This is a genomic window from Roseateles sp., assembly GCF_965262435.1.
GTDB lineage: Bacteria > Pseudomonadota > Gammaproteobacteria > Burkholderiales > Burkholderiaceae_C > Paucibacter_A.
In genome coordinates this window covers 165572-185662 of record NZ_OZ253537.1, presented here as the reverse complement: position 1 = coordinate 185662, position 20091 = coordinate 165572, and the positions used below count along the sequence as shown (strand labels likewise).

The window sequence follows — 20091 nt, the reverse complement described above, 5'->3', positions numbered from 1 at the left end:
CCTTCATCGCCGAGAGCCTCGCCATGACCGCCGCCACGCCCAAGTCCATTGCCATCACCCGCCACCAGGGCCTCGATGCGATTGAACTGCTGTCGCCCGACGGCGCTCGTGCGACCGTTCTGCTGCATGGCGCTCACCTTCTGTCCTGGGTGCCGGCCGGCGGTGAGGAGCAGCTCTACGTCTCGCCCAAAACCGCCTATGCCAACGGTGAGGCGATCCGCGGCGGCGTGCCGGTGATCTTCCCGCAGTTCGCCACCCGCGGCCCTTTGAAGCGCCATGGCTTTGCCCGCAGCAAGCCCTGGCAATTGGTTTCGGCCGAGCAGGGCGCCGACGATGCCCTGGCCGTGCTGCGCCTGAGCGACGATGCCGCCAGCCGCATGTTCTGGCCGCACGCGTTTGAGTTGGAGCTCAGCGTTCGCATCAGCGGCCGCGAGCTGCAGATTGAGCTGGCTTGCGAGAACACCGGCGAATCGAGCTTCGATTTCACCAGCGCCCTGCACATCTATTTGCGCTTGAACGATCTGGACTCCAGCAGCGTCGAGGGCCTGAGCGGTCTGCAGTACGAGGACAGCGCCGCCGGTGGCGAACTCAAGCGTCAGCGCGTCGAGCTGCTGCTGCCCGGCGGCGATCTGGACCGCATCTACCATGGGCTCAAGCAAGACTTGGTCCTCAAGGAACAGCTGATCAACCGCAACCGCCAGCTGCTGATTCGCCAACAAGGCTTCGAAGACACGGTGGTCTGGAACCCGGGCGCCGAAAAATGCGCAGCCCTGGCCGATATGCCGGCCGAGGGCTACCAGCAGATGCTGTGCATCGAGGCGGCCCAGATCCGCCAGCCGGTGCAGCTGGCGCCGGGCGAGAGTTGGGTAGGCCGGCAGAGCCTCACCCTGCCGACCTAGGACCGGGTGGGCATGGGCCCCTTACGGGCAGTAAGCGCCCGTCAAGGCAGGATGGCCCATCAGGGATCTGTAATAACAGACGAGCCGGCTGCGCCTGACGCGTGCCCGCACCCCCTAGAATGCCGGCCTCGCCCGCAAGGCGAGCACCGTTCCGGGGCGCGAGGCCTTGGCAGTGAAACACTCAAAACACACCCTGAGGGAGATTGTCATGATGAAGAAAGTACTGGCCGCCACGGCCGCAGCACTGCTGGGTCTGAGCGCAGGCGCCGTGCAGGCGCGTGAGTTCTCCGACATTTACACCGAATGCGGTCTGGGCGCGATGATTGCACCGAACAACAGTGCAGTTGCTGCGATCACCAACGTGACCTGGGACCTGGGCACCACCGCCATCTCGTCCAACGTCTCGTCGGCCGATAGCTGCTCCGGCGGCAAGAAGAAGGTTGCTGCACTGCTGCTGAACTCCTACGCCCAAGTCGAAACCGACCTGGCCAAGGGTGAAGGCGAGCACCTGGCTGCCCTGAACGTCGCTGCCGGCTGCTCCGCAGCCAGCCAGCAAGCGTTCAGTGGCAACTTGCGCCGTGAGTTCGCCAGCCTGGTGGCTCAGCCTGCCTACGCCGCTCAAGGCCGTATGGAAAAGGCCTCGGCCCTGTTCGATGCAGCCGCCAGCAGCGCCCGCAACGCCAGCTGCGCGATCTGATCGCACGCAATCCCTGACCCTGTGGCTAGCCGGCACTGCGCCGGCGCTCGCAGGGTGATGCTGGCATTCGAGCTGCGGCCCGTCCGATGCCGGACGGGCCGTTTCTCTTTTCAGGCGGCGTCTCCGCCTGCCGCGCTGTCGTGAAGCTGACCCAAATTTCCCTTGCACGCTGCCGGGTCTGGCTCGGCCTCCTGCTTTTGTTCTGCACCTTCGTGCCCGCCCATGCCGGTGCCGACGCGAGCGTCGTGTCGGCTGCCGACGAGCAAGCCCTGATTGCGCAGGCCCGATCGCTGGGGCTGCACGCCCACCCGCGTTGGCGCCTGCTGCTGCACATGCCGCGCCATGGCGGGCCCAGCCAGGTGCTCAGTGATGAGTTCTTTCTGGCCCCGACCGGGCGTGAGGATGCCGCCGCCGAACTGGTCGCGACCCTGCGTGCCTTGCTGGCGCCCTTTGCCGGTGAGAGCGAACATGCGCGCTGCCGCTTTCCGGCGCGGCAGCTTTGGCTGGCGAGCGAGCTCAATCTGCCGCAGTGGCTGGAACCCGATCGCCGCTGCGGCAAGATCTGGCAGTGGCTGGATCTGGATCAGCTGAAGTCAGCCTCGGTCGTGCTGGTCAGCGGTTATTTCGGCAACCCGGCGTCCGCCTTCGGTCACGCTTTGCTGCGATTCGACGCGGGGTCGGGCGAGCGCACGGGCGGGCTCTCCGACCTCAGCGTCAACTTTGGCGCCCTGGTGCCGCAGGACGAGAACATGCTGGTCTACGTCGCGCGTGGACTCAGCGGCGGCTATGTGGCGGGATTCTCGGATAAGGACTTTGCCGAGCACGACCAGGTCTATGTGCGAGGTGAAAACCGCGATATGTGGAACTACGAGTTGGCGCTCGACCCTTGGGCGCTGCGAATGCTGGTCCTGCACGTCTGGGAAATCGCCGGCAAGAAGTTCACCTATTTTTTCCTCAGCCGCAACTGCGCCTGGCGCCTTGCCGAGCTACTGGAGCTGGTGCTGCCGACCGAGCTGAGACAGGGCGCCGACGAATCCTGGTACGTGCCGGTGGAGCTGTTTCACCGCCTGGAGCAGGCCCATGCCGCCGGCCCGGCTCAGTACCGCGTGCTGCGCTTCCAGCCCTCGGCCCAGCGCCAGCTCGTCGAGCAGCTGCGCCAGCTCACACTGGCCGAGCGAAGCGCTTTCGAGCAGGCCGTGGCGCAAGACGCACAGCGGCTTGAGCTGACGCTGAGCGGACTCGCGCCGCGCGAGGTTCTACGTGTGCTCGAACTGCTGATGAGCTGGGCCAACTGGAAGAACCCTGCCGGCCTGCAGGACGCCGAGCATGCGGCCGTCACGGCCGCCAAGCAGCGGATCCTGCTGGCGCGCCTGGCGCTGCCGGTCGGCACGGCCGAACTCGCGCCAGCCCAGCCTCTGCCATCGCCTGCGCTCGGTACGGCGCCGATGCGCTTTGCCTTCGGCGGAGTCCGGGGCCGCCAGAGGGGGCGCGCGCTGGGTCTTCGCTGGACCGGCATTGCTTTCGACTTGAACGGCCTGCATGGCCTTGATACGGGCGAGTTGCAGGTGGCGGACATCCACCTGCGGCTGCAGGGGAACCGTCTGCGGCTGCAGGAAATCGGCGGCTTTTCGGTGCGCAAGCTCAACCAATGGGGCGCCCAGCTTCCCGGCGAGCTCGACTATGCCTGGCAGATCAAGCTGGGCGCGCGACAACCCGAATCTGACGGCCTGCTGCGCCCCTATGCCCGTGCCGGCCTGGGGCAGGCCACGCACTACTTCGGCAGCCGTTTGCAGGCCTTTGCCTTTCTCGACCTCGAAGTGATGAGCCGCCCCGCCATCAGCGGCTGGTCCCCCAACGCTGGCCTGCTGTGGGCCGAGGGCGACTGGCGGGCCCGCCTTGAATGGCGGCGGGTACCGTCGCTGCCGCAGGGGTCACGCCAGACCGTCGAGACCCTTGTGCAACGGCGGCTCAGTAGCGCCAGCGTGCTGGCCCTGGGCCTCAGCCGAGATCCTGCGGCGCGGGTGACACTGCAGTGGCAGCATTTCCGCTAGGCTTGCCCTTCCTACAGGAGCAGCAGCAATGGCCAGCAAGAAACCCAAGTCCGGCGTCGCCAACGGCAATGGCAGCAACGGCAGCAAGCTCAGCAAGTCCGAGTACTTGGAGCGCATGGCGCCCATGCAGCTGGAACTCAACGCCATGGCGCAATGGCTGCAGCACACGGGCAAGCGCTTGGTGGTGCTGGTCGAAGGCCGCGACACGGCCGGCAAGGGCGGCACGATTGCGGCGATTTCCGAAACCCTGAATCCGCGCCAGTGCCACACGGTAGCCTTGGGCAAGCCCAGCGAACGCGAGCTGGGTCAGTGGTACTTCCAGCGCTATGTGCCGCATCTGCCGGCGGCCGGCGAAATCGCCTTGTTCGACCGCAGCTGGTACAACCGCGCGGGCGTCGAGACCGTCATGGGTTTTTGCACACCAGCTCAGACCGAGGCATTTCTGAAGCAGGCGCCTGCATTCGAAAAGCTCCTGGTGGACGACGGCGTTCTCTTGTTCAAGTACTGGTTGTGCGTCGATCAGGCCCAGCAGGAGCAGCGCTTTGCCGAGCGTCTGGGTGACCCGCTGAAACGCTGGAAGCTCTCGCCGATCGACTTGGAAGCGCGGGCCCGCTATGCCGACTACGGGCTGGCTCGTGAACGCATGCTGAAGGCGACCCACAAGAAATGCGCGCCCTGGACCCTGGTGGATTTCAATGACCAGCGCTTGGGTCGACTGACCCTGATCCGTCACCTGCTCGACCATCTGCCCGATGTGCGCGTGCCACAAGCCAAACTCAAGTTTCCCGCCCTGGGCAGCAAGCCGCTGACGGAGCATTTCAGCGGCAGTCTGAAGCCGATCCGACTGCGTTGAACCTGAGCAAGCCCAGGCAAAGTGCGAGGTAAATCCCCCCGTTGGGGGTGTTGGCCGATTGGATTTTCCGCCTGTTGCGTTTGGTAACATCCCGCCGGCCTCGCGCCATGCCCAGGGAGGGCGGCTTCAGATCAGGGGCGGCATAAAAAAGAGCGATAGCTGCTTGCCGTCACAGATGTCGGTCCGCAAGGATCGTTTGCTGGACTATTTCCTGTGGAAGTGTCACTTGGGCTCATCGCAATTCATGGATGCAGCCTGATGTGCCTGCATGTCGAGAGCGGTCAAACCCAACTCACAGGATCTGTCAGACCATGCTCCCAGCTTTCGCACGCCTGCCTTCGCGATTGACCCTGATCGTCAGCCTTTGCGCCTTCCTTGGCGCTTGCTCTACAGCAACCAAGGACATCTCGGCGGTCTACGTTTCGCCGACTCAGTACCAAAGCTACGATTGCCAGCAACTGAGCGCAGAGACTCAGCGCTTGCAAGGTCGTTATATGGAGTTGGGTGGCCGACTGGATCAGGCTGCATCCAATGACAAAACACTGACAGGGGTAGGTTTGATCCTGTTCTGGCCGGCATTGTTCGCGCTGGGCGGCACCAAGCAGCAAGAGGCCGAATACGCACGACTTCGCGGTGAGCACGATGCAGTTCAGCAGGCCTCTGTTCAGAAGCGCTGCGGCCAAGCTGGTACGGCTTCACAAACTCCGGTTACAACGGCTGCACCGACCGCTGCCAACTGATCCAACTATTGACGTGATACCAACATGCAAACACTTCGTATCCTCGGCTCCCTCTCTCTGACTTTGGCCTTGATTGGATGTGCTGCTCCTGCTCGCGTCGAGCAGATGCAGACCAGCACCAATTTGGCAACGCGGACAGCAGTCAGCAATTCACCCTTGCGTGAGGCTGTCGCAATTCGCGACGTCACCGGCGGCAAGGAAACCAATCCAATGTGGGTGTCGAGTGTTTCCAGCAGCGACTTTGAGCGTGCGCTTGAGCTGTCCTTGAAAGATGCTGGTTTGCTGTCGAACAACAAACAGGGCAGCAAGTATGTTCTGGTCGCTCACTTGAGTAAGTTGGACCAGCCGTTTGCAGGCGCCAGCATGACAGTCACTGCCACGGTTCGCTACACCCTTGTCGATCGTGCGACTAACAAAGACGTTCTAGAGAAGACTCTTGCGACGCCCTATACAGCGGCATGGAATGAGGCATTCATGGGCTCTGAGCGCTTGAAGCTGGCGAATGAAGGCGCCGTGCGAGTCAACATTCAGCAGTTGATTGATGCTTTGGTTGCTTTGAAGGTCACCGGCGCTGACGTTCAGCTGGGCAAGTAAGTGACATCAGCCGGGCCTTTGCGTTAGCAAAGGTCCGGCGCGTTTGGCAACTCGTTGATGCCGCGGCTGTAAGTAGTGATTGGGAAATGCTTGATCAGCAAGGTGCTTACGCCTTCGATCGCGTTGACCAGACCCTGCTCGAACCGTTGCTTGCGAAAGTCCGTGCTCATGCTGTCCACCAGCTTTTGCCATTCTTCTGCGCTGACACAGCGATTCAGTGCACGATCAGCGACCAGTTCAATGCGGCGCTCCGCCAGCAGCAAATAGATCAATACCCCGTTGTTGTGTTCCGTATCCCAGACACGCAACTTGCCGAACATGGCAATCGCGCGTTCTCTTGCCGGCGCATTGCGCCAGAGATAAGACAACGGCAGGCTCGCCTCCACGCAGACTCTGATTTCACCGCTATGCAGGGTCTCGCTGGCGGACACTTGGTGCTCGAACTTCCGCAGCACGGCTGCAGGTAGAACACGGCGAGCGTCTGACTCATCCCAGAGTCGGTGCTTGAGCAATCGAGTCAGGCGTTTCATCTTCCTTACCAATCCCCCGAGGCGCCACCGCCACCAAAATCGCCCCCGCCGCCGGAGGAAAACCCTCCGCCGCTGTCGCTGCTGCTGCCGCCACCCCAGCTGCCGCCTCCACCTCCGCCCCAGATGATGGGCAGATCGTGGCGTCCGCTACGGCCGCTGCGGCCGCGCGAGGCGCCCACACCCATCAAGCCCACCAGCACCAGGGATGCGAAGCCGGCCAGGCTGCCGATCAGCAGGCTGGAGGCCAGCCAGCCAGCGGCCGAGCCGGCGATGCCGCCGGTCGCCACACTGCCCAGCTTGCGGCCGAAGGTGCCAGTCAGCACGGCACCGAGCACGGGGACGCCGATGAAGAACAGCGCTGCCAGCGACTCGAAATCCAGGCCTTGCTCGGCGCCCGTCTGGCGGCCCTGCGCTGAAGGTGCCGGCAAGGCTTCGCCTCGGATGCGGGCTTGCAATTGATCGACCGCCTGATTCAGGCCGCCGGCATAGTCGCCTGCCTTGAAGGCTGGCGTGATCGCACTTTGGATGATCAAGCGTGCGGCCAGATCGGGCACCGCACCTTCGAGTGCCTTGGCCACCTCGATGCGCACCTTGCGGTCGTCCTTGGCAACCACGATCAGCAGACCGTCGCCCACGTCTTTGCGGCCGATCTTCCAAGCATCGCCGACGCGTTGAGCATAGGCGGCGATGTCTTCGGGCTGGCTGCTGGCGACGATCAGGATCACCAACTGCGAACCGGTCTCGCGCTCGAACTGCTCCAGCTTGCTCGTCAAGGCCTCGCGCTGAGCCGGGCTGAGCGTGCCGGTCTGGTCCATCACCTGTTGGCTGAGCACGGGCACCGGTCGGACGTCCTGCGCCCAGGCGGGCAGGCCGAGGCCGCCGAGCAGCAGCAAGCACAGGCCGAGGTGAAACAGGCGAAAGATCGCCATGACGGCCCTTACTTGGACGCCGGCTTGTCGAAGCTCACGGCCGGGGCGTTGCTGATCGCTGCCTCGTTCTGAACCGTGAAATTGGGCTTGACCTCATAACCCATCACCTTGGCGGTCAGGTTGCTGGGGAACTGGCGGGTGTGCACGTTGTAGTCGGCCACGGACTTGATGTAGCGGTTCCGCGCCACGGTGATGCGGTTCTCCGTGCCTTCGAGTTGCACGCGCAGGTCCTGAAAGCCCTGGTTGGCCTTGAGGTTGGGGTAGTTCTCGCTGACCACCAGCAGGCGCGAGAGTGCGCTCGACACCTCGCCCTGGGCAGCCTGGAATTTCTTCAGGGCTTCCGGGTCCTTGGCCAGCTCGGGCGTGACCTGGATGCTGGTGGCCTTGGCGCGAGCCTCGATCACCTTGGTCAGGGTTTCCTGCTCGAAATTGGCCTCGCCCTTGACCGTGTTGACGATGTTGGGGATCAGGTCGGCGCGGCGTTGGTACTGGCTCAGCACCTCGGCCCAGTTGGCATTGACCTGCTCATCCAGGGTCTGGAATTCGTTGTAGCCGCAGCCGCTGAGCGAAAGGGTCAGGGCGAGGGCGGCCGCCGTCGTGGTGGCGCCGCGCTTGGTCATCGAGATGGCCGACATGGATATCCTCCGGTGTGTAATCGTTCGAGGGACAGCGCCGCATGTGGCGGCCCGCCCTGCGAAATCAAGTGCCGGCCGAGTATCGCAGCGCTTGATGACGGTAACTGATGACAGGTCCCAGGCGTGCTGCTTGCTCTGCAGCAAGGTCAGCCTATCGCGGCATCGGATAATCCGCGCATGAATGCACCTCTGCAAAACGACACCTTCCTGCGCGCCTGCCTGCGCCAGCCCACCGACTACACCCCCGTCTGGCTGATGCGCCAGGCCGGCCGCTACCTGCCCGAGTACCGCGACACGCGGGCCAAGGCCGGCAGCTTCATGGGTCTGGCCACCAACCGCGACTACGCGACCGAGGTGACCTTGCAGCCGCTGGAGCGCTACAAGCTCGACGCGGCCATTCTGTTCAGCGACATCCTGACCGTGCCCGATGCCATGGGCCTGGGCCTGTCCTTCGCCATCGGCGAGGGCCCGAAGTTTGCCAAGGTCGTGCGTGACGAGGCCGCCGTGGCGGCCCTGGCCGTGCCTGATATGGACAAGCTGCGCTACGTCTTCGACGCCGTCAGCTCTATCCGCAAGGCCTTGAACGGCCGCGTGCCCCTGATTGGCTTCTCCGGCAGCCCCTGGACCCTGGCCTGCTATATGGTCGAGGGCGGCGGGTCCGATGACTACCGCCAGGTCAAGAGCCTGATGTACGCCCGCCCCGACCTGATGCACCGCATCCTGCAGGTCAATGCCGACGCCGTGGCTCAGTACCTGAACGCCCAGATCGAAGCCGGCGCCCAGGCCGTGATGCTGTTCGACAGCTGGGGTGGTGTGCTGGCCGACGGCATGTTCCAGCGCTTCAGCCTCTACTACTCGCGCCGGGTGCTGGCTCAGGTCAAGACCGAGCATGAAGGCCAGCGCATCCCGCGCATCTTGTTCACCAAGGGCGGTGCGCTCTGGCTGGACGAAATCGCCGATGCCGGCGCCGATGTGGTGGGCCTGGACTGGACAGCCAACCTCGGCCGCGCCCGCGCTCAGGTCGGCAGCCGGGTCGCCCTGCAAGGCAATCTCGACCCGAATGTCTTGTTCGCGCCGCCGGACGCCATTCGCGAGCAGGTGCGCTCGGTGCTGGACAGTTTTGGCAACCCGCAGCGCGCCGACGGTGGCTGGGACGGCCATGTGTTCAATTTGGGACACGGCATCAGCCAGTTCACCCCGCCTGAGCATGTCACGGCCCTGGTGGACGAGGTGCATGCCCACTCACGTCGCCTGCGCGCCGGCGTCTGAGCGCGGCCCGGGCCCGGCGGCCGCTGCGGCCGGGCCAAAAAACACGGCCACAAAACGTGAAGTAAGCACTCAGGGTAGAGACTTATCCCCAATTTTCTCGAAGCGAGACAGACCCGGGGCCTGTGCTGCACTGCAGCTTGGTGTTTTCCCGATTGCTCGCTAAGTGCTTGATTTATAAGACAGCGGCGCGGCGCGGAGGAGAATGGTCTGGCATTGGTCGGTGTGGTGACGCATCGTGCCGGCGTGCATTCTTCGAACTTTCCCCACAAAGTTATCCACAGATTTGGTGCATTGTTTTTCGGGCCCTTTTAAATCATGCACTTAGCTCGTAAAGCTCATTCAAACTCTCAAGCGACGGGTCTCGAGCCCGGCCTGAGCTGCGCGCATGACTGAGCTGGCCGGCTTGCTGCGCATCCGCGTCGCGGTCGAGGCGCCGCAACACAGCGGCCTCAGCGGCCCGCTGGACTATCTCAGTGAGCGGGCGCTCGCACCGGGTAGCCTGGTTCGTGTGCCCTTGGGTCGGCGCGAGTTGATGGGCATCGTGTGGCCCGGTGAACCCGAGGGGCAGGTCGAAACCTCCATGCTGCGCCCCATCCTGGCCGAGTTGGAGGGCTTGCCGCCCCTGAGCGCGGCCTGGTGCCAGCTGCTGGAGTTTGCCTCCAGCTATTACCAGCGCAGCATTGGTGAGCTGGCCCTGGCCGTGCTGCCGCCGCAGCTGCGCGAGCTGGACAGCGCCCAGCTCCGGGCGCGGCTCAAGAAGCTCGACAAGTTCCTGGCCACGCCGACCGATGCGTCGGCACCAGCACCGGCACGGCCCACGCTGAACCCGGCCCAGCAGCAGGTGCTGGACGAGCTCGACGCCTTGCTGAATGCCGCCCGCGACCGTGCCCCCGCACCCGTGCTGCTCTACGGCATCACCGGCAGTGGCAAGACCGAGGTCTATTTGCGCGCCGCCGAACATGCATTGGCGCAAGGCCGCCAGGTCCTGGTGTTGGTGCCCGAGATCAATCTGACGCCGCAGCTGGAAGCGCGTTTTGCCGAGCGCTTCGGTGGCCTGCAAGCCGATGGTGCCACCGGCCATCGCATCGTCTCCCTGCACAGCGCCTTGACGCCGGCTCAGCGCCTGCGCAACTGGCTGGCCGCGCACATGGGCGAGGCCGATCTGGTGCTGGGCACGCGCCTGGCCGTGTTTGCCTCCATGCCGCGCCTGGGCCTGATCGTCGTCGACGAGGAGCACGACCCGTCCTACAAGCAGCAGGACGGTGCCCGCTACTCGGCCCGTGATCTGGCCATCTACCGCGCCCATCAGGAAAAAATCCCGGTCATCCTGGGCTCGGCCACGCCCTCGTTGGAGAGCTGGCAAAAAGCCAATGAAGGGCGCTACAAGCGCCTGCTGCTGCCGGGTCGTATCGGTGGCGGCGCCTTGCCGCGCGTGCGCCTCTTTGACATGAAGCGCTTGCCGCTGAGCAAAGGCGTCACGACGGCGCTGACCGCCCCGCTGCTGGAGGCCCTGCGCCTGCGCCTGGCGCGCGGCGAGCAAAGCCTGATCTTCCTGAATCGGCGGGGCTATGCCCCGGTCTTGCACTGCGCCGAATGCAACTGGAAGAGCGACTGCCCGCATTGCAGCGCCTGGCGCGTGTTCCACAAGGGCGACCGCACCCTGCGCTGCCACCATTGCGGTTTCACCGAGCGGGTGCCCAGCGCCTGCCCGACTTGCGGCAACCAGGACATCGCACCTCTGGGCCGCGGCACCGAGCGGCTGGAAGAGCAGCTGCAGGAGCAGTTGCCCGGCGCCCGCGTGCTGCGCATCGATGCCGACAGCAGCAAGCACAAAGGCGAGCTGGAGGCGCAGCTGGCGGCCGTGCACAGCGGCGAGGTCGACATCCTGGTCGGCACGCAGATGGTGACCAAAGGCCACGACTTCCGCCGCATCACCCTGGTCGCAGCGGTCAACCCTGATGGCGCCTTGTTCAGCAGTGATTTCCGCGCGCCCGAGCGGCTCTTTGCCTTGCTGATGCAGGCCGGCGGCCGGGCCGGGCGTGACGCCGAAGCGGCGGCACGCAGCGAGATGTGGGTGCAGACCTGGCACCCCGAGCATGCACTCTATAAATCACTGCAAAGCCATGATTTCGAAGCCTTTGCCAAGAGCCAGCTGGCCGAGCGCGAATCGGCCGGCCTGCCGCCCTTCGCCCATCTGGCCTTGCTGCGCGCCGAGGGGCGCACGGCGGAGGCGGCCCTGGGTTTTCTGAAAGCAGCGTCCGCCTTTGCCCAGGCCCTGCCCGAGGCGCGCGGCACGCTGATCTACCCGGCCATCCCCATGAGCGTCGCCCGGGTGGCCAATGTCGAGCGCCTGCAGATGCTGGTCGAGGCCGGCAGCCGCGGCGACTTGCAGCGCCTGCTCTGGCATTGGATGCCCGAGCTGCACCTGCTCAAGCGCGAGCACAAGGGCGTGCTGCGCTGGGCGGTGGACGTGGACCCGCTGGCGATCTGAGCGGGCTCAGGCCGGCCGCGGCGTAAGGTGCGGCGGCCTGCCTGGCTGGCCCGCACCCTGAAGGCGGAACACCGCGACCGCTTGCACCAGATCCTGGGCCTGAACCCGCAGGCTCTCCGCGGCCGCGGCGCTTTCTTCCACCAGGGCGGCGTTTTGCTGAGTGGAACGGTCCATCTGGCTGACGGACTGGCCCACTTGCGCGATGCCCGTGCCTTGCTCCAGGGTGGCCACGGTGATCTCGGCCACGATGTCGCTCACCCGCTGGATCGACTGCACGATCTCGCCCATGGTCTGGCCGGCCTGTCCGACCAAGGCACTGCCTTGCTCCACCTGCTCGACGCTGCGGCCGATCAGGGACTTGATTTCCTTGGCTGCTTCGGCGCTGCGCTGGGCCAGGCTGCGGACCTCCGAGGCAACGACGGCGAAGCCACGCCCCTGTTCGCCCGCACGCGCCGCTTCCACCGCCGCATTGAGCGCCAGGATGTTGGTCTGGAAGGCTATGCCGTCGATGACGCTGATGATGTCGCCGATCTTGCGGCTGCTTTCATTGATGTCCTGCATGGTGGCGACCACCTTGCCCACGACCTCGCCGCCTTGTCCGGCCACCGCGGAGGCCTGCTTGGCGAGCTGATCGGCCTGTTTGGCGCTGTCGCTGTTGTTGCGCACCGTGCTGCCCAGTTCGTCCATGGTGGCCGCGGTCACTTGCAGGCTGCTGGCTTGCATTTCGGTGCGCTGCGACAGGTCCAGATTGCCTTTGGCGATTTCGGCCGAGCCGGTGGCGATCGAGTCCGAGGCCTGCCGCACCTGGCCGACCACGCGTGCCAGGGCCTGTTGCATGGCGGCCAGGGAGGCCAGCACGCTGCCCGGCGTGGCCTGCGCCGCACCCTCGACCTCACTCAAATCACCCCCGGCCACACGCTGCGCCACCTCGCTCAGGCGGGCCGGTTCGGCCCCCAACTGCCCCAAGATCTTTCCGGAGATGGACCAAGCCAGGGCGCTGCCGCAGATCAGACCCAAGGCGAGCGCCGTCAACATCACGGCACGAAAGCCCTCAGCCTCATCCATCGCCACCTTGTTGAGCGCCTGGACCCGCGCCTCCTCGAAATCAATCAGCGCGTTGATCGCGCCCAGCCAGCGCACGTACTGCGGCTTCACCCGCGTCCACAGCGCGGCGCCGGCTGTCGCGGTGTCGCCCTGATCCATGGCGCTCATCACGGCCTGGCTTGAAGCGACGGATTCGGTTTCGATCGCCTGGATCGCGCCATACAGGCGCTTGAGTTCGCGCGCGTCCGCGGACCAGCTGATCTTTTCTTCGAGCGGTGCCGCCGAATCCGCATAGAACTTGGCCAAGCTGGCCATGGTGCTGGCCTCCTTGCTGCGTTGCTCCGCTGTGCTGGCCAGCACATAGTCCCGGCTGGCAATGGCGCGGTCATGCGCCGAACCGCGAAAGTTGATGGCGTAACGCTGAATTTGTGTGTGCTCCTGGCTGTTGGCCTGGAGTGCGCCTTCGATGGCGTAGACCTTCACCATGGCGATGCCGGCCACGATCACCAGAATCATCAACACGGCAGCAAAGCCCAGAGCCAAGCGTTTGGACACATTCATCATCGAGCTCCTCAAGAAGCCCGAATGCTGGCGCGGCAGCCGGCGCGGGTCTGTGCGCTATCGCTCGGTCAGGCTTGTTGGCGCGCCTGCGGCGTGCATCAGGAGTTCTGCCATTGATCGGTGTCCGTGCCAGTGGCGGTGGCGACGTGCGTGCTGGCGTGCGACGCTTTCGTCGGCGCGGCCTTGAAGTTGGGTCGAACCACATTCTTTGCGCGATCGGCGCCGCGGCGCTCTTGTCCAGCCCAGGCGGCGTTCGAGGCGGGGCTGGGCGCAAAAGCCTGGGGCTGTGCCACCGGCTTGAGCCTGCGCACCTGCTCCAGCGCCGGCTTCGGCGAGTCCTGCTCGCTCAGATGGAACACCCCCACAGCCCGCACCAGGCCAGCCGCTTGCGAGCGCAGGCTGTCCGCTGCGGCTGCGCTTTCTTCCACCAAGGCCGCGTTCTGCTGTGTGGTGAGGTCCATTTGTGTGACGGCGTCGCTGATCTGGCTCATGCCAGCGTTTTGCTCGACGCTGGCGGCGCTGATTTCGCCCATGATGTTGGTCACGCGCTGGATGGCGCGCACCACTTCGTCCATCGTGGCGCCGGCTTCGTCCACCAGCTGCGAGCCCTTTTCCACCCGTTCGACGCTGGCGGTGATCAAGCTCTTGATTTCCTTGGCCGCAGCGGCGCTGCGCTGTGCCAGATGGCGCACCTCGCTGGCCACCACGGCAAAGCCTCGCCCCTGTTCACCGGCCCGTGCCGATTCCACGGCGGCGTTCAGCGCCAGGATGTTGGTCTGGAAGGCAATGCCATCGATCACACCGATGATGTCGGCGATGCGCTGTGAGGCTTCGTTGATGTCCTTCATGGTGCTGACCACCTGGCCCACCACATGGCCGCCTTGGATGGCCACCTGGCTGGCGCCTTGGGCCAGTTGGTTGGCTTGCTGAGCGCTCTCGCTGCTCTGGCGCACGGTGGCGCCCAACTGCTCCATCGAGGCTGCGGTTTGCTGCAGGGCGCTGGCTTGCTCTTCAGTGCGGCTGGACAGTTCCAAACTGCCCTGCGCGATCTCGCTGCTGGCTGTGGCCACGCTCTCCGAGCTGCCCCGCACCTGAGTGACCAGGTCTGACAGGCCGGACTGCATCTGCCGCAGCGCAGCCAGCAAGGGGCTGAACTCATCGCGGCGTGGGTCTTCGCCGAGTGGCGTCAGGTCGCCGTCGCGCACGCGTTCCGCCACGGCCCGCGCCAGGCCAAGTCGGTGACGCAAAGCCCGGCCGATCATGAAGGTGGAGCTCAGCAGCAGCAGGATGCTGCCGACGACCAGCAGCTCCAGCCCTCGCTCGATCTGCACGGTGCGTGTCTCCACGCTTTGCAGATCGCGCACCAGCAATTCGGTCTGGTAGTTGACCAAGGGCTCCAGCACGGCCAGCACTTCATTGCGTTTGGGCACGGTTTGGTCTGTCAGATGCACGTAGGCATCGGCCTTGCGGCCCTCTTCAAGCATGCGAATGTCTTGTTCGGCGGTTTGCCAGAAGCTTTGCAGCTTGGTGGGCAGGCCGGCAAACATCTGTCTGCCCTTCTCGGTGCTCAGGTGCTGCTCAAAGCCATCCAGCTCTTCCTGGATCAGCTGGCGACGGGCTTGGATTTCGGTCAAGGCCTTGGCCTGCTCCGCGGGCGTGGGCGCCAGGATGGCGTGGCGCAGCTCCAGCGAGGCGTGCGTCAAATTGAGCTCCATCTGGCTCATGCGCGAGAGCTGTGGCACGCGCACGGTCTCGGTCTGCAGGGCGGTGGCGGTGACCGAGCCCAAGTTGGACCAGGCGTAAATCGTCACCGCGGCCAGGCTGCTGCACACCACGGCGGATACAAGGTAGAGGCGCTGGGTGATGCCCAGCGAGGCAATCAGCTTCATGGTGTGATTCAGGCTTGGTGGTGGCGGATGGGGTTGAAGGCGCGATGCAGCGGGTGATTGGCGTGGGGCATGGCTCAGTTCAGCGGCAGCAGGTCGGCGGGCAGCAGGCCCATGGCGGCGCCACCGAGCAGGCGTTCGATGTCCAGCAAGATCAGCATGCGCTGTGTGTCCTCGGCGTCTGGCGTGCCGATGCCGGCGATGTAGCTAGCGTCCAGTGCGTGGCTGAAGCTGGGCGCGGGCTTGATCTGTGGGCCGCTCAGGGCCAGCACATCGCTGACCGAGTCGACCACCACGCCGATCACCCGCTCGCGCATGTGCAGCACCACGGTCACGGTCAGCGCGTCGTAGTTCACCTGGGGCAGGCCGAAGCTCATGCGCAGATCGACGATGGGCACGATCACGCCGCGCAGATCGACGATGCCCTTGACCCAGGCCGGCGCGTTGGCGATCTGCGTGGGCGCCTCGTAGGAGCGGATTTCCTGCACGCAGCGCAGCGGGATGCCGTAGGACACGCCGCCCAACTGGCAGCTCAAGAACTCCTGGCTGCGACCCGTGTCGAGGCGCTCACGCACGGGGGACAGCGCGTGGTCGCTGGGATCGGGTATCACTTGGAGCGCGCTCATGTCGACGTCCTCGGTTTGCGGTACAGGCCTCCACTTTAAATAATAGAAATGATAAAAACTAGCTTTATCAATTGAAAAGGCCGCCTGCCGTGCGCTTGTTCACGCAGGTTCAGGCGGCCTCGAAGCGCTCATTCCAAGGGGGCTGCGCTGGCGCAGCCCCCTTGGCAGCGGTTTGTCAGTTTTGCGGATTTCTCGGATTCTCAGCCCTGGGTTTCGCCTTTGTCGAACGCCGGGCGGCGCCGCAGCCCAGCAGCCCAAGCCCGCCCAGCAGCAGGGCGCCGCTGCTGGGCTCCGGCACCGCCGCCACCGTGCCCAGCACCAGATCATTGGCCGCCACCCAGGTCAGGCCGCCGGTCGGCTGCACGGCGCTGATCTCGAAGTAGCGGATCTGGCTGGTCGAGGCAAAGCCGTAAAAGGTGCCCGGTTGGGCGTTTTCGATGAAGACCACCTGTTCGACGCCGTCGGCGTCCAGGGCGTTCAGCTTGATGCTCTGGCCCGGCTGAAAGGCGCCCAGCGCGTCGGTGCCGAAGAAAAAGCCGCCGACGCCGTAGACCTTGTCCGTGTAGTTGAAGTCGAAGCTGATGACGTCGGTGGCCTGGTCGGTGGACAGCCAGACATCGGCATCGCTGCCGGCGTTGTAGAAGCTCGAGTAGTCGCTACCGTCGAACTTCAGCGCATTGACCACATAGCCGTAGCCGGCGCCCGGCTCGCGGTACAGCGAGCCCGGGCCCTGGGCCCAGAAGAGGTCGTCGAAGCGGTCCACCACCGGCGCCGAGATGGCGGCCTGGAACGAGGCTTGCGAGCTGTAGAACGTCATCTCGGCGTGCGCCGCAGAGGCGCTGCCCAGCAAGGCCGCCAGGGCCAGGGCCTGAAGAGAAAAGAAGGAGTTGCGCAGTTTCATGGGGGGCTTCCGTTAGGGACGAGGCAGCGCCTCGTCACAGGGTCAGAGGTTTTCGCAGCGGCCGAGCTTGGCGCCGGCCTTGATGGGGTCGCTCAATCCGGCCGGGAAAGCGATGGCGCTGGACTGGCCGTTCTTGCAGACGTAGACGGTGCTCAGGTCGACGCGCCAGGTTGCTTGCGCGCCGGTCAGTCCGCCCATCAGCACCTGCCCGCCGCCGCTGAGGGCGATCGGGTTTTCCAGGCCGTACTTGTCTGCTTCGACTACGCCCTGCTTCTTCAGGAAGTCGTTCAGGCCGATCCAGCCGATGTCCTCCACCCACATGAAGCCGGCGAACATGGTGAAGAAATCACCGGCCCGGGCCAGCACCACGCGGCCGTCGGCGCTGATGGCGCTGATGTTGAGCTGCGGTATGCCGGCATTGGCTTCCACCCAGGCCGCGCCATCGACCGCGCAGTGGTCGATGCCGTCCCAGCTGATGAAGGGCATGTCGATGCAGTACTTGGGGCTGCTGCGCGGCGTGAAGGCATCGGGGCCCGTGCCCTTGAGGGCGTTCCACATCACCATGCCCTGGGCCGTGGCCAGGGGCACGCGGCTGCCGTCGAAGTTGACTGCATCGGCGCTGATCGCGCCGGTCAGGGCGCTCAGGTCCACCGGATTGGCGTCGCCCACCCAGCCAATGGCGCGGGTGTAGTTGGCCGTGCCCACCACCACGAGGCCGTCGCCGGAGACGGCGTTGGCGCGCATCCAGGGCAGGCCGCGCAGGTCCAGGCCGTCCAGCTTCAGGGCCTTGCCGCCACCTGCGGCCGTCCACTGGTAGGGCACGACCTGCAAGCCCAGGTCGGTGTCCCAGTCGTGCATGACGCAGCTGCCATCGGCATTCTTGTGGCCGCTGTAGCCCACGGCGGCGGTGCCGTTGGCGTTCATGCCGAAGCCATAGCTGCTGGTCACGCCGGCGGCGCCGCCCAGGCCGCACTCATCGCTGAGTGCGCCCATGGGGCTGGCCTGGCCGGTGTCGAAGTCCCAGAGCGCCATCTGCTTGATGGTGTAGCTGTAGCCATCGGGGTCGGTGTGAACGATGCCGTCGAAATTGGCCTCCACCAGCATCTTGCGGCCATCGCTGGACATATTGCTGCTCGAGGAGGACAGCAGGTCCAGGTTCTCCGGGAACAGCTGAATGCCCTCTTTGGCGTCCCAGTACAGCGGGTAGCCGAAGCCGTAGGCGCCACCGGCGCGCTGGCCATCGGCCGACATGCTGCTCAAGAAGACACCGCCGATGAAGTCGTACTGCACGCCGTCGCGGTGGCCGTTGAAGACAATGTCGGCCGGGCTGACCGTGCCGGCCTGCACCTCAATAGCGCCGGCCAGGCAGGGCGAGTCCAGCTTCGGGTCATGGCTCTCGCCGCTGTTCCAGTATTCGGCCTGGGACAAGAGCATGGCCGGCCGGGTCGGGTAGCCGCCGCCGCTGATTTCCTCGATGTAGAGCTGATAGCGCTCGCCCGGTTTCAGGTTGTTGATGCGGAAGCGTCCGTCCGGGCCCAGCTTGCCCTGGCTCTGGTCGCCCGACATGGCCGAGACCGCGTCACCGAGCGGGTCGCGCACGTTGCGGGCGACGACGTTGATGCCGCTGAAGCCCGTCTTGCCGTCCTTGAGCAGCAAGCTGCCGGCGATGGAACCGGTGCGGGCCTGGTAGTCGGCTGTGGGGTAGAGGTTGGAGATGCCGGCGATGTCGTCCGCGCGGTCCACCGTGCTCATCTCCTGGCCGATCGAGCGGCCCTTGGCCACGCTTTGCGGGTCGATGAAGGGGAACATGGTCTCGACCTGCTTGGGGTCGATATGGCTGGCGGCCGGGCCATAGAGCCAGTGGTGCACCGGTGCCACACAGCCGGGCACACCGGGGTAGAGGTCGCGGCCGTAGCCTGGCTGGCTCATGAAAGCCAGCTGACCGTTGACCTGCGAGTGCGAGAGGTTGATGGCGTGGCCAAACTCGTGTGTGAAGACACCGGCATAACGCGCCCCGTTGACGTCGGCCGGCGGTGCCGAGCGTTGGCCGACGGGCGGGTTTTCGTGGCCGACCATCCAGCCATTCATCAAGGCCGTGGCCTTGACGATGGTCTCGGGGTAGCCGTCGCCGTCGCGGTCTTCGGCGAACTCGGGCATGGCGATGCCCAGCACCTGGTCACGCGGCACACCGAAGAATTCCTCCAGCACACGGCCGTCTTCGTCGTAGATGACGTAGAAGCCGCCCTGGTTGTACTGGCCATAGACCAACTGGGCGCTGGCGGCGTCATTGACGTCGCGACCAATGCTGGGCACGGCGGTGAAGGGGGTGAACTGCGCCGGGTCGGTCTGGGCGCGCCAAGTCGAGGTGGCGACCGAGCTCCATTGCTTGAGCGCGAACGCGGTGATGGCGTTGGCCTGCTCGGCGCTAAGGAACACGCTGCCGTCGTTCTTGCGGGTGAACACGCCGACATCGGTGTAGACCTTGATCGGGCCTTGGCTGGTGTCCCAGCGCAGGGGCTGCGGGTTGCCCGGCTTGTCGTTCAGGTAGAGCGGGCCGGCGGCCTGGGCGCTGGCGGCGGCCAGCAGCAGGCCGGCCAGCAGCGTGGTCTTGAAGTGGGTGTTCATCAGCGCATTGCTCCCGTGGCCAGCCAGTTGTTCTTGAGGCTGCGTTGCACCAGCCCTTGCAAGGTGTTCAGGTCCACACCACCGGCGCGGTTTTCCAGCATGCGGGCTTCGTTGCGGCGCAGCAGGCCCGGTGCCACCACCATGCCCTCGAACAGGCCGACGTTGTTGAAGCCGTTGCTGACCTTGTTGCCGGTGATGGTCAGCTTGCCCTGGGCCAGGCCCACGGGGGTGCTGAAGCCCGAGCGGGCCGCCGGCTTGTTCATGAAGGCCATCACCCGTTCCCCAACCTGCCAGCTGGGCATGCCCTCGATCTTGGCGGGCAGCAGGTAGCGGCCGTCGTCGAGCTTGCGCGCGCGCAGCAGGCCGTATTGGCGGATCGTGTAATCGCTCTTGGCCATCAGCGACTTCTTGGCGCTGCTGCTGACTTTGAGGGTGATCTCGGTGTAGGGCAGGCCGTCCTGGATGCCGTCCTTCATCGCCGTGACCTGGCCGCTGACGATGACATCGGCGCGGGCGATCAGTTGGGCCAGGTTCTGCGGCGGCAGCTGGGTGGCTTGCGCCTGGGGCGCCAGCAGGGCGCTCAGCAGGGCCAGGCCAGCGCCGATGCGCGCGCTCCCGGCCAGGGGGCTGTGGTTCATGGGGGAATCCTCCGTTGCGGTTCGGTGTATGCCAGGGTGGGCCGGGCCGGCCCACTGCATGCCCGCACCTTAGCCAGCGGGGTCTGGCCCCACCCCCCCCGCCGCGGGTGGAGGGGTGACCG

At 65.4% G+C, this 20091-nt stretch carries 17 protein-coding genes; 8 read left to right on the top strand and 9 right to left on the bottom strand.

Annotated elements, in window-relative coordinates; translation table 11 throughout:
• Positions 1–23: 23 nt before the first annotated feature.
• From ACQY39_RS00840 to ACQY39_RS00815, 6 genes are all read left to right on the top strand, one after another.
• A complete protein-coding gene (locus ACQY39_RS00840; protein WP_428503024.1) occupies positions 24–899 on the top strand; it encodes a D-hexose-6-phosphate mutarotase in 876 nt (291 codons plus the stop codon).
• A gap of 208 nt (positions 900–1107) precedes the next feature.
• Complete coding sequence (locus ACQY39_RS00835) at positions 1108–1596, top strand: DUF3015 family protein (protein ID WP_428503023.1); 489 nt, start codon at positions 1108–1110, stop codon at positions 1594–1596.
• Between the two features lie 140 nt (positions 1597–1736).
• On the top strand, positions 1737–3647 hold the full coding sequence (locus ACQY39_RS00830) for a DUF4105 domain-containing protein (protein WP_428503022.1): 1911 nt from the start codon (positions 1737–1739) through the stop codon (positions 3645–3647).
• A gap of 28 nt (positions 3648–3675) precedes the next feature.
• Positions 3676–4500 carry a polyphosphate kinase 2 gene (gene ppk2, locus ACQY39_RS00825; protein WP_428503021.1) on the top strand — a complete coding sequence of 275 codons (825 nt, stop codon included), beginning with the start codon at positions 3676–3678 and terminating at the stop codon, positions 4498–4500.
• Between the two features lie 344 nt (positions 4501–4844).
• A complete protein-coding gene (locus ACQY39_RS00820; protein WP_428503020.1) occupies positions 4845–5240 on the top strand; it encodes a hypothetical protein in 396 nt (131 codons plus the stop codon).
• A 24-nt stretch (positions 5241–5264) separates the two neighbouring features.
• Positions 5265–5834, top strand: a complete 570-nt coding sequence (locus ACQY39_RS00815) for a hypothetical protein (protein ID WP_428503019.1) — start codon at positions 5265–5267, stop codon at positions 5832–5834.
• A 23-nt stretch (positions 5835–5857) separates the two neighbouring features.
• Here the strand turns inward: ACQY39_RS00815 and ACQY39_RS00810 are convergent, their stop codons facing one another.
• From ACQY39_RS00810 to ACQY39_RS00800, 3 genes are read right to left on the bottom strand one after another with little or no spacing between them, the layout of a single operon-like run.
• On the bottom strand, positions 5858–6364 hold the full coding sequence (locus ACQY39_RS00810) for a TPM domain-containing protein (protein WP_428503018.1): 507 nt from the start codon (positions 6362–6364) through the stop codon (positions 5858–5860).
• Positions 6365–6369: 5 nt separating this feature from the next.
• Positions 6370–7293, bottom strand: a complete 924-nt coding sequence (locus tag ACQY39_RS00805; protein ID WP_428503017.1) for a TPM domain-containing protein — start codon at positions 7291–7293, stop codon at positions 6370–6372.
• Between the two features lie 8 nt (positions 7294–7301).
• On the bottom strand, positions 7302–7928 hold the full coding sequence (locus ACQY39_RS00800; RefSeq protein WP_411969966.1) for a LemA family protein: 627 nt from the start codon (positions 7926–7928) through the stop codon (positions 7302–7304).
• Between the two features lie 177 nt (positions 7929–8105).
• Here ACQY39_RS00800 and hemE point away from each other — a divergent pair, with 177 nt between their 5' ends.
• Together hemE and ACQY39_RS00790 are read left to right on the top strand one after the other, a co-directional pair.
• Positions 8106–9197 carry a uroporphyrinogen decarboxylase gene (gene hemE / locus ACQY39_RS00795; RefSeq protein ID WP_428503016.1) on the top strand — a complete coding sequence of 364 codons (1092 nt, stop codon included), beginning with the start codon at positions 8106–8108 and terminating at the stop codon, positions 9195–9197.
• A gap of 385 nt (positions 9198–9582) precedes the next feature.
• Positions 9583–11688: a primosomal protein N' gene (locus ACQY39_RS00790; RefSeq protein WP_428503015.1), complete on the top strand. Its 2106-nt coding sequence runs from the start codon at positions 9583–9585 to the stop codon at positions 11686–11688.
• A 6-nt stretch (positions 11689–11694) separates the two neighbouring features.
• Here ACQY39_RS00790 and ACQY39_RS00785 read toward each other — a convergent pair whose 3' ends face one another.
• From ACQY39_RS00785 to ACQY39_RS00760, 6 genes are all read right to left on the bottom strand, one after another.
• Positions 11695–13293, bottom strand: a complete 1599-nt coding sequence (locus tag ACQY39_RS00785) for a methyl-accepting chemotaxis protein (RefSeq protein ID WP_428503014.1) — start codon at positions 13291–13293, stop codon at positions 11695–11697.
• Between the two features lie 98 nt (positions 13294–13391).
• Complete coding sequence (locus tag ACQY39_RS00780) at positions 13392–15182, bottom strand: methyl-accepting chemotaxis protein (protein WP_428503013.1); 1791 nt, start codon at positions 15180–15182, stop codon at positions 13392–13394.
• 74 nt (positions 15183–15256) lie between these two features.
• A complete protein-coding gene (locus ACQY39_RS00775) occupies positions 15257–15805 on the bottom strand; it encodes a chemotaxis protein CheW (RefSeq protein WP_263517785.1) in 549 nt (182 codons plus the stop codon).
• 175 nt (positions 15806–15980) lie between these two features.
• Complete coding sequence (locus ACQY39_RS00770) at positions 15981–16706, bottom strand: PEP-CTERM sorting domain-containing protein (protein WP_428503012.1); 726 nt, start codon at positions 16704–16706, stop codon at positions 15981–15983.
• Between the two features lie 42 nt (positions 16707–16748).
• Entirely contained in the window at positions 16749–19331 is a 2583-nt protein-coding gene (locus ACQY39_RS00765; protein ID WP_428503011.1) for a hypothetical protein, read from the bottom strand.
• Positions 19331–19969, bottom strand: a complete 639-nt coding sequence (locus ACQY39_RS00760) for a hypothetical protein (protein ID WP_428503010.1) — start codon at positions 19967–19969, stop codon at positions 19331–19333. Before ACQY39_RS00760 ends, ACQY39_RS00765 begins: the two co-directional genes overlap by 1 nt.
• Positions 19970–20091 lie beyond the last annotated feature (122 nt).

Coding starts and splice junctions, on each gene's coding strand:
- ACQY39_RS00840 (WP_428503024.1), top strand. CDS start 24: ATGACCGCCGCCACGCCCAAGTCCATTGCCATCACCCGCCACCAGGGC.
- ACQY39_RS00835 (WP_428503023.1), top strand. CDS start 1,108: ATGATGAAGAAAGTACTGGCCGCCACGGCCGCAGCACTGCTGGGTCTG.
- ppk2 (WP_428503021.1), top strand. CDS start 3,676: ATGGCCAGCAAGAAACCCAAGTCCGGCGTCGCCAACGGCAATGGCAGC.
- ACQY39_RS00815 (WP_428503019.1), top strand. CDS start 5,265: ATGCAAACACTTCGTATCCTCGGCTCCCTCTCTCTGACTTTGGCCTTG.
- ACQY39_RS00810 (WP_428503018.1), bottom strand. CDS start 6,364: ATGAAACGCCTGACTCGATTGCTCAAGCACCGACTCTGGGATGAGTCA.
- ACQY39_RS00805 (WP_428503017.1), bottom strand. CDS start 7,293: ATGGCGATCTTTCGCCTGTTTCACCTCGGCCTGTGCTTGCTGCTGCTC.
- ACQY39_RS00800 (WP_411969966.1), bottom strand. CDS start 7,928: ATGTCGGCCATCTCGATGACCAAGCGCGGCGCCACCACGACGGCGGCC.
- hemE (WP_428503016.1), top strand. CDS start 8,106: ATGAATGCACCTCTGCAAAACGACACCTTCCTGCGCGCCTGCCTGCGC.
- ACQY39_RS00790 (WP_428503015.1), top strand. CDS start 9,583: ATGACTGAGCTGGCCGGCTTGCTGCGCATCCGCGTCGCGGTCGAGGCG.
- ACQY39_RS00785 (WP_428503014.1), bottom strand. CDS start 13,293: ATGAATGTGTCCAAACGCTTGGCTCTGGGCTTTGCTGCCGTGTTGATG.
- ACQY39_RS00780 (WP_428503013.1), bottom strand. CDS start 15,182: ATGAAGCTGATTGCCTCGCTGGGCATCACCCAGCGCCTCTACCTTGTA.
- ACQY39_RS00775 (WP_263517785.1), bottom strand. CDS start 15,805: ATGAGCGCGCTCCAAGTGATACCCGATCCCAGCGACCACGCGCTGTCC.
- ACQY39_RS00770 (WP_428503012.1), bottom strand. CDS start 16,706: ATGAAACTGCGCAACTCCTTCTTTTCTCTTCAGGCCCTGGCCCTGGCG.
- ACQY39_RS00765 (WP_428503011.1), bottom strand. CDS start 19,331: ATGAACACCCACTTCAAGACCACGCTGCTGGCCGGCCTGCTGCTGGCC.
- ACQY39_RS00760 (WP_428503010.1), bottom strand. CDS start 19,969: ATGAACCACAGCCCCCTGGCCGGGAGCGCGCGCATCGGCGCTGGCCTG.